Below are 7,720 nucleotides of genomic sequence, written 5' to 3'. Positions count from 1 at the left end.
CGCAAGCGTGTCCTCCTCGCCCGCTGACCCGCGTGCCGGAAACGACGCGGCGGTGACCGTCCGTCAGGCCTGCACTGAAAGTGATCCAGAACCACAATTCAGCCGTCGCCGACACCGCGGCGGGCTTGACTCGGTCATTAAGACTCCGCCGACCTCACTCCGTGACCTGCACGATCCAGCGACGGCCCGACATCTTTGACGACCGCAGCGCCCCCAACAGGCACCGCCCACGGTGTGCGGGCAGGGACCGCGCGCGGACCAGGGCGAAATTCAGTTTCAACCTTTACTGTGCGGCAGCGCTCTCAAGAGAGGTGACAGGACACGGCCCCTGACAGGGCCTGGAAAGGAGAGCAGATGCCGGAGAACGGCCGAGACTCCGATGCGCCACAGGGATCCCCGGCGCCGGAGAGCTTCGAGGCCTTCGCACAGGCGAGCCAGAGACGGTTGTACCGGACCGCGTACCTGCTGTCCGGGGACCCGGACACGGCCCGGGACCTGACGCAGACCACGCTCGCCAAGCTGTTCCAGCACTGGCGGCGGGCGAGTGCCGCCGACCACATCGAGGCCTACGCCAGGACCGTGCTGACCCGCACCTACCTGGCCGAGCGACGGCGGCACCTGCGGGACCTGCTGGCGCACTCCCGCCCCGACCCCCGGCCCGCACCCGACCACACCGATCTTCGAGTGACGCTGATGTCGGCACTGGCCGGGCTCCCGCCCCGAGCGCGGGCCATCGTCGTGCTGCGGTACTGGGAGGACCAGAGCGTCGAGTCCGTCGCCGAGCTTTTGAAGTGCAGCGAGTCCACGGTCAAGAGCCAGTGCTCACGCTCCCTGGCAAAGCTGCGCGCCCAACTGGGCGAGGCCCACATCTACGCCACGGGGAGCTGAGGAACCGCCATGACAGCCAACCTGCCCGAAGAAGACCGCGGGAGCGCCCTGCTGGTCAGGGACGCGATGGAAAGTGCGATGGCGGAGCTGCCGTCGTTGCACGACCTGGTGCCCGCCGCGGTCACCCAAGGCCGGCGCCGCAAAGCGCGTGCCCGTCTCGCGATCGCCGCCGGGATCGCCTGTGTGGCCGGGGCCGTGGTGTTCGGCTCCCTGAAGCTTCCCGTCGGCGGCGACGCCCGCACTACGGTCCGTCCTGCCACGAGCGGCACACCCTCACCCCACGAGTCGGTCCAGGAGCCAGAGCCCTACCGCACGCCGGTCCACGTCAAGCCCACGAGCGACGACGAACGGGCCACGGCCAACCTGCCCCCCGCCGAACGGAAACGGAGGGCGGAGTTCCAGCAACAGGCGGCCGTCCTCCTCGACAAGCTGCTGCCGGACTCTGTCGGCCTGATCCGGCCGGTCGACCTCGACGTGTCGCGCTACCAGGGCGAAACCAAAGACGGCAAGGTGTTCACCATCATCTTCTCCGTACGGCCCTCCAGCGACAGCTCCGGCTGGACCCGTTGCCCCGATCCTGGCGCTCTTGCCGTCAAGGGCGGAAGCTGTAAGCAGGCAACCCTGCCGGGCGGCATCAAGGCCACCTCGCTCCGCGTGTTCACCGACTCGCCCGAGACCATGAGCACCTCGGTCCGTTTCCGCTACGGGCACAGTGACATCGGACTCACCGTCTACCCGGACGTGAACGCCAAGGCCTCCGCCCCCGTCACCAATGACGAACTGCTTGCGGCTGCCGGCGACTCCCGCTTCCTCGACCTGGTGCGGTACGCCGACGAGCACCCGATGCAGAAGCGGCAGACCACCATCGCGGGCGGCTGAAGCGGGTGGCGTGCTGAGACCACGCCCGGGAGGCGCGGAGCGGTACTGCGTGTCTAACTGCGTGACAACGCCGACGTACAGCGGCGGACAACCACGCACACCTGCGGACGATCGCAGCAGGTAAGGCGCACACCAGCCCCAGGCCAAGCGCCCAGCAAAGTTCCTTCGGGACGAAGAAGCCTCGTGCCCGCTGCGTGCCCGTTCCGGCGGGACGCAGCGGGGACTCACGGGGAGCGACGGGCCCGACCGCGCTCCGGCCCAGGTCAGGGACTTCGCAGGTCAGCCCCGCCGCATACGGCGTCTTCCAAACTGGTGCTCTAGGATCCCGAGCGCGCCGGCACTTTTTTCGGGACGAGCAGACATAGACGCACCGCCCCCTCTGAGACGCTGGGCAGATGCTGACTGAAGATGAAGCACGAGGGCTCGTCTTGGCGGAGCTCGCACGGACCAAAAGGGCGATGATAGAAGACCTGGACCTTGCGATCTCCAGGGTTGAACCCGTGTCTTTCGGGTGGGTGTTCCACTGGTGCGCGCAACGGGACATCGGTCGCCCCGCCGGCCAGCGGCCGACACTCGGCGGGAACGGCCCTTTCTTGGTGGATCGGGAGAACGAGCGGCTTATCCGAGCTGCAACCAGCAGGCCCGTACCCCGACAGATCGCGGACTATGAGCGTCGGTTGCGGCGTGAGGCTCATGCCCAGAACGCGGCGGCGAAGCGAGCTGTACAGCAAGGAAGTACAGCAACCAGCCTCGACCAGTAGTGCCTCTGAGGGGCCATGAAGCGGCCTGTATGACCGTCACCGACCGATCCACATAGAGCTACGGATCAGAAGTTCCCCATGCCACACCCGTGCCAGATCCAGCGGGGAGCCACCGGGAACGGCAATGGAAGAGAAGCGGCCTATTCGCGGCCAAGTGACACACAGACGCGACGCGTCAGCGCTCTGCCCAGCGCTCGTGGCCGCAGGGCCCGCGATCTCCGGAGCCGTGTGCGCAGGTTCGAATCCTGCCGGGGGCACTTCGCCTCAACCAGCGTGATCACGCGGTTGACCAGCGCAGATGCCTAGTACGAAGAGCGGGAACCAGTCTCACTGGGGCCCGCTCTTCGTCGTTGGTTCGCACTGATCGCGATAGACCTGCGATAGACGCCCGGCCGTCACCAGGCGCGCAGCATCCGCCAGGAGCTTGGCCTAGGGGTGTCTGACGATTTAGGGCGGGCATTGCGCTCCGCCCATGCGCCCTCACTAGACGGTGAAGTACCTTACCTGCAGTCGCTCACGCCCTAGCCGGTCGGCCGACGGTGGCCCGGAGCGCCGACCACTGCAGGCTGGCGAAGCCTGCGACGGCCATGGCTTGCATCGGGATCCAGAGCATTCCGGCAGTGCTGGTCTCCAGCCACAGCAACAGCGCGGCGATGCTCAGGACCGCCCAGGCCGCATTGGCGTCGACAACGAGCTTGACGGGGACGACGGGCGGCTGCGGCCGCGAGGCAAGGAAGCCGACGCCCGCCGCGTACAGAGTGAGAAAGGCGCCCAGCGCCAACAGCAGGGCGGCGTCGACGCCGAGCAGCCGACCGAGCGGCCCGGAGGCCACGAGATACGCCAGTCCGTTGCCGCCCGTGACGACGGCGTCGAGGACGAGGAAGCGGCGCAGCATCGTCCGCGGCTCGGTGGTGCGGGAGAGTCCGGCGAGCAGGGCTTGGGACATGACGGATCAGCCTCCATCGAGGTCGTACGGGCTGGTCGGGGACCCGGGGACTCGAACGGAGTGCGCCGCCCGAGTCCCGGTGACCCTCACGATGCCCGGCCCCGGCGGAGGGGTCGATTACCGCTGAGGTAATGACGGTGGCTAAGCGCGTTTCCAGAAGTCCTGCGCGTGACTGTCGGGGAGCCGGGGGCTGGTCCAGGCGTTGTCGAAGAGCATCACCGGGCCGGCTCCTGACCGCCGCAGCCCCCGGACCGGCCCCTGGCTCCCAGCCGGCTACCGGCAGCACCTGTGGGAAGCCGCTCAGGCAGCTCTCAGATCAAGGTCACGGGAGACGATATCCGGACACCCCGCGGGGGCGGGCGGACCGTGAGGTGAGCGCCCGCGGCCCTCCCCCATCTGCTTGCCTCACCCAACACAGCACAGCGCGCCCACCAGCATCCCAATGCCACCCGAGAGGCCCCACCACCACAGGCAGGTCCCCACACAGGGCGCTGGTGGCGGGGCTATGGCAGTTCCTCCAGTGCTTCCCGTACCGCGGTCATCACGGCGTCCCCCTCCGCGCCAAGCGTTCGTGCCTGTGTGACGAACCGTCGAGCGAGTTCCGCCAGCCTCGTGGGGTCGGGATCCGGGGCGCGCGAAGGAAGCGGAGCCACACGGGTCCCCGCGCCCCGGCGTGTATGGATGAGGGACGCCGCCTCCAGTTCGCGGTAGGCCCGTGCAACCGTTCCGGCCGCCAGGCCCAGGTCGGCCGCCAGTTGGCGCACCGTCGGCAGGCGTCCGTGCTCCGGGAGGCGGCCCGTGGTGATCAGGGCGGAGAGTTGGGCCCGGATCTGTTCGTACGGCGGGACGGGGCTGGAGGTGTCGACGCGGATGACGGGGCTGTTCACCGGCGTACCCGGGCCTTGGGCGAGATCACAGTGAACATGCACCACGCCACGGTGACGAGGGCAGCCAGGGCCGTGGGCCACAGCACCCAGGTGACGAGCCGGCCAACGGTGCCGTCACAGGTCATGTCCATCAGGGCGCCGGAGGCCGTGGAGGCGGCACCAAGAAGAGGTGCCGAGACCAGCAGGCCCCACGCGGCGACGATGCCCAGCGCGCGGTCGCGACGGGTTTTCTCGTCGCCGGGTCGGCGGGCGATCCTGGTCAGGGACCACAGACAGCCGGCCGTGGAGACGGCGAGGGAGGCGAGGACGGGCAGACCGTAGAAGAGGCCGGGCCAGGGGCCGGTGCTGGCGGTCCTTCCGTCCGGGCAGGTGACGGTCAGAATACGGCCCGCGCGGCCCATGTCGTCGGGCGAGGCGAACGCGGCTGCCACGGCCAGGAGGACGACGAGCACGCCGGCCTGGCCGAGAAGCAACAACGTCATGCGCGGAGGCACGTAGTCGCGCACCCGGCGCGGGGCCAGTCCCGCCGTGCGGACATCACCTCGGGGGCGGGCTGTGAGCGCGTCCCCCGCCAGCACCCCGGCAACCGCGCACAGCCCGAAGACCGGGATGGCGTAGAGGATGCCGACGTCCTCGCCGGCGTCCAAGCCGTGCCCGACCGCCCGGGCGGCGACGGCCCCGATGAGCAGACCGGCCCAGCGCAGGTATCGGTCGGCTGCCGATGCGGTCGGCGCTGTGTCGAGTGCGAGCATGACGAACTCCCCCAGAATTGACGTGCCTACGACGTGCCTTGCCGCTGCTTGTACCAAGCGACTGGTACAAGATGGCGCCCGCCACCCCTTGTGTCAAGCAGTTGATACAAGGTGCATGGTCGGGCTGCGCACACGGCATGTCGGCAAGCCGTCACCGCGCCCCACCCGGGAGGCCTCCGGCGCAGCTAGAGACCGACTCACCCTGGACCATCCACGCAGGTGGCCGAGGAGGTGATCACTTCCAGAAGATCCGCGAGCATCATGGAGTATGGGGATCGATCTGGAGCTGCACTCATCGCGGCCGACGCGCAACAACTGGCGCAAGTCCCGCGCAACACTCCTGCGGAGCTCTTACGGACACGGCGGCGCGTTGGCGACACCCTCGGCTCGTTCCAGCTCATTGGAATATCCGGGAGGCTCACTGCCATCGATCCGTACGGGGATACGTTGATGAACAGGCAAGAGTCCGCCGCCGCCCTCCGGGAAATCCACGTTCTAAGGCAAAGATGCAGTGATGAGCGTCAGCTCGCCGCGCTGGACGATCTCGCAACGATGCTGGAGCAATGCGCGGCCACTCCAAGCAGTTACCTGTGGTTCGCGGGCGACTGAAGCTCGTGCCACAAACGTGCCAGATCCAGCGGGGAGCCACGGGGAATCCGGGAGCCTGACGGGCGCTCAGGCCGACTGCTACCAAGGCTAGGAATATGCAGGTCAGCCACGCCGCAGCCCACCCTCGCTCCTAAAGCGGTGGTCGGCGGCAGCCCCGCGGCGTATCTGTGGGATGGCCGGGCAGCCCACAGCGGGCGAAGCCCTCTCATCTGGGCAAACCTGGTGAACCGCGTCGGCCTCCGGAGCCGTTCCACTTCCCCCAGCCTCACACCACAACGATGCCCACCACCAGGCGAGATCACTCGACGTAACGAAGCACTACTAGGAGCTGTCCGGCCGATCTTGATAAGTCGTCTGCGTCTCCGTTGCCATACGATCTCCGCAACTGAAACCGCTCTGGCAGGTCACGCCACTGCACCCCGGTCCGCAGCCGGTGCAGAGTCCCGTTGACCACCTGCCGGTGATCACGCCACCGACTGATCGGCCGGGCAGTTCCCAGGCGTGCGCCCCGCCCGCGCGGTCAGATCCTCGGCGGCCAGCATCCGTAGCCTGCCAGGGGAAGTCCGATGTACGCGCGCAGCGCCGCCTGAGTGTCCGGGAGTCCGTAAGTGGTGAGGTTCTCGCCAATGTCGCCCGCCGTGTTCCACCACCCTTCGCTCAGGTCGGCGAAGGCGTGCAGGAGCTGCTGCTGGGGGCGGGGCAGGCTCGCGTACGGGGGCCGCGGGTCGGGCAGCGGGCTGGGGAACAGGTCCGGCAGGACCGCCTTCGCCTTGAACGCCCTTTGCGACGGGTTGATGGACGGCAGGCAGGCGGCGACTGCGGCGCGCGAGGTGGGGGAAGGCGGGAGGGCGAGCAGAGTGTCGGCGATGTGGCCGTGGAAGTCGCCCTGGTTGTAGTCGGTCGCGGGTACGGGCGCAGGGGCCGCGGCAGCGACAGCGAGTTCGGCGACGGCCCGGGCGAGGAGCGGGCTGTCGAGTTCCGCGTCGGTGCTTCGGGCGGTTTGGGCAATGGCGGTGGCGGCCGCCCAGCGCACGAGGCTGTCCTCGGCGTCCAGATCGACGGCGAGGGTCCCCGCGAGAGCGCTCGTGCCGAGGATGCCGACAGCGACGAGCGAGGTGGCCTTGGCGACGGCATCGTGCTCGTGTGCAACAAGGTCGAGCAGGAGAGGCAGAGAAGTGTCCGCCAGTTCGGGAAACCAGGCCAGCAGGTAGGCGGTCCGGGTCCGGACGCGGGGGTTCTCATCGTCGAGGAGGGTGAGCAGGGCGGGAATCTCGGCAAGGACGGCGTCGTACGAACGCATCGAAGAGTCACGGGCGTCGATCGGATTGCCGGCCGCCACCCAGTCCCGGACGCTTTGCACGTTCCGGCGTCGCTGCTCGTCCTGCTCGGTGGCCAGGGCCTCCTCGTACAGGGGGAGGAGCTTGTGGGAGGAGTTCTCGGCGGCCTCCGCGCGCCAGACGGCGATGTCGGCCCCGTGGATGATCTCGTACTCCTCGTCCCAGTTGACCGCGAAGTCGCTCAAAAGCCCCAACGCGCGCTCACGCGCCGACGTCGGGCCGGCAAGAGCGATCCGGACAAGGAACGGCACCGCGTACGGAGATGCCTGACAGCGGGTGCCCTGGTGCGCGAGATGGTTGAACAGGCCGGCGACGGCCTCCTGCTGTGCCTGCTCGTCGTCTCCGCACAGGGCGCGCAGTTGGCCGGGGACATCGTCGGCTGTCCCGTAGGCGTGGTTCAGGTTCGCCCAGTCCACTTCGTCCAGGCCGGCCAGCAGGTTGTCGTCCGCGGTGATCACGGCCGCAGGATGTCAGAGCCCTCCCGACACTGGTACCCCGCCCCAGCGGGCGGGCCGCCGGAATCGGGCACCATCTCCGGGCACATCCAGGACCCTTGGAATCGATCATCTAGCCTCGGGCTTTCATGAGGGGTTCCGTCCGGCAGGTGGTCGAGAAAGCAGAAAGTGCCCCTGAGCTGCAACGATAGGACTTGCTGAGGGTC

The 7,720-nt window shown here is 68.5% G+C and carries 7 protein-coding genes and 1 pseudogene; 3 read left to right on the top strand and 5 right to left on the bottom strand.

Features of this window, described 5'->3' with window-relative positions; translation table 11 throughout:
• The first annotated feature begins 354 nt into the window (after nucleotides 1–354).
• Nucleotides 355–888: a SigE family RNA polymerase sigma factor gene (locus ACFYXB_RS45145; protein WP_351355067.1), complete on the top strand. Its 534-nt coding sequence runs from the start codon at nucleotides 355–357 to the stop codon at nucleotides 886–888.
• A 9-nt stretch (nucleotides 889–897) separates the two neighbouring features.
• The gene (locus ACFYXB_RS45140; protein WP_389591280.1) at nucleotides 898–1,767 is read left to right on the top strand and encodes a hypothetical protein; all 870 of its coding nucleotides are present in this window, start codon (nucleotides 898–900) and stop codon (nucleotides 1,765–1,767) included.
• Between the two features lie 1,275 nt (nucleotides 1,768–3,042).
• On the opposite strand, the gene ACFYXB_RS45135 is transcribed toward ACFYXB_RS45140, so the two are convergent.
• The 3 genes from ACFYXB_RS45135 to ACFYXB_RS45125 form a co-directional block, all read right to left on the bottom strand.
• The gene (locus ACFYXB_RS45135; protein WP_389591279.1) at nucleotides 3,043–3,474 is read right to left on the bottom strand and encodes a hypothetical protein; all 432 of its coding nucleotides are present in this window, start codon (nucleotides 3,472–3,474) and stop codon (nucleotides 3,043–3,045) included.
• A 503-nt stretch (nucleotides 3,475–3,977) separates the two neighbouring features.
• Entirely contained in the window at nucleotides 3,978–4,361 is a 384-nt protein-coding gene (locus ACFYXB_RS45130) for a GntR family transcriptional regulator (RefSeq protein WP_351368509.1), read from the bottom strand.
• Entirely contained in the window at nucleotides 4,358–5,113 is a 756-nt protein-coding gene (locus ACFYXB_RS45125) for a hypothetical protein (protein WP_389591278.1), read from the bottom strand. The genes ACFYXB_RS45130 and ACFYXB_RS45125 overlap by 4 nt, the downstream gene beginning before the upstream one ends.
• 219 nt (nucleotides 5,114–5,332) lie before the next feature.
• Between ACFYXB_RS45125 and ACFYXB_RS45120 the strand changes: the two genes are divergently transcribed.
• A complete protein-coding gene (locus ACFYXB_RS45120; protein WP_389591276.1) occupies nucleotides 5,333–5,722 on the top strand; it encodes a hypothetical protein in 390 nt (129 codons plus the stop codon).
• Between the two features lie 388 nt (nucleotides 5,723–6,110).
• Here ACFYXB_RS45120 and ACFYXB_RS45115 read toward each other — a convergent pair.
• Nucleotides 6,111–6,194 (bottom strand): annotated as a pseudogene (locus tag ACFYXB_RS45115) (transposase); the annotation flags it as partial.
• A gap of 48 nt (nucleotides 6,195–6,242) precedes the next feature.
• A complete protein-coding gene (locus ACFYXB_RS45110; protein ID WP_389591274.1) occupies nucleotides 6,243–7,517 on the bottom strand; it encodes a HEAT repeat domain-containing protein in 1,275 nt (424 codons plus the stop codon).
• Nucleotides 7,518–7,720 lie beyond the last annotated feature (203 nt).

Source organism: Streptomyces sp. NPDC002619, from assembly GCF_042889305.1.
Lineage (GTDB): Bacteria > Actinomycetota > Actinomycetes > Streptomycetales > Streptomycetaceae > Streptomyces.
The sequence above is the reverse complement of the archived record's forward strand: the minus strand, read 5'-3'. Positions and strand labels throughout refer to the sequence as shown.

What these genes read in the sequence shown, in the direction of transcription:
- ACFYXB_RS45145 (WP_351355067.1), top strand. Translation starts at nt 355, where the DNA reads ATGCCGGAGAACGGCCGAGACTCCGATGCGCCACAGGGATCCCCGGCG.
- ACFYXB_RS45135 (WP_389591279.1), bottom strand. Translation starts at nt 3,474, where the DNA reads ATGTCCCAAGCCCTGCTCGCCGGACTCTCCCGCACCACCGAGCCGCGG.
- ACFYXB_RS45125 (WP_389591278.1), bottom strand. Translation starts at nt 5,113, where the DNA reads ATGCTCGCACTCGACACAGCGCCGACCGCATCGGCAGCCGACCGATAC.
- ACFYXB_RS45140 (WP_389591280.1), top strand. Translation starts at nt 898, where the DNA reads ATGACAGCCAACCTGCCCGAAGAAGACCGCGGGAGCGCCCTGCTGGTC.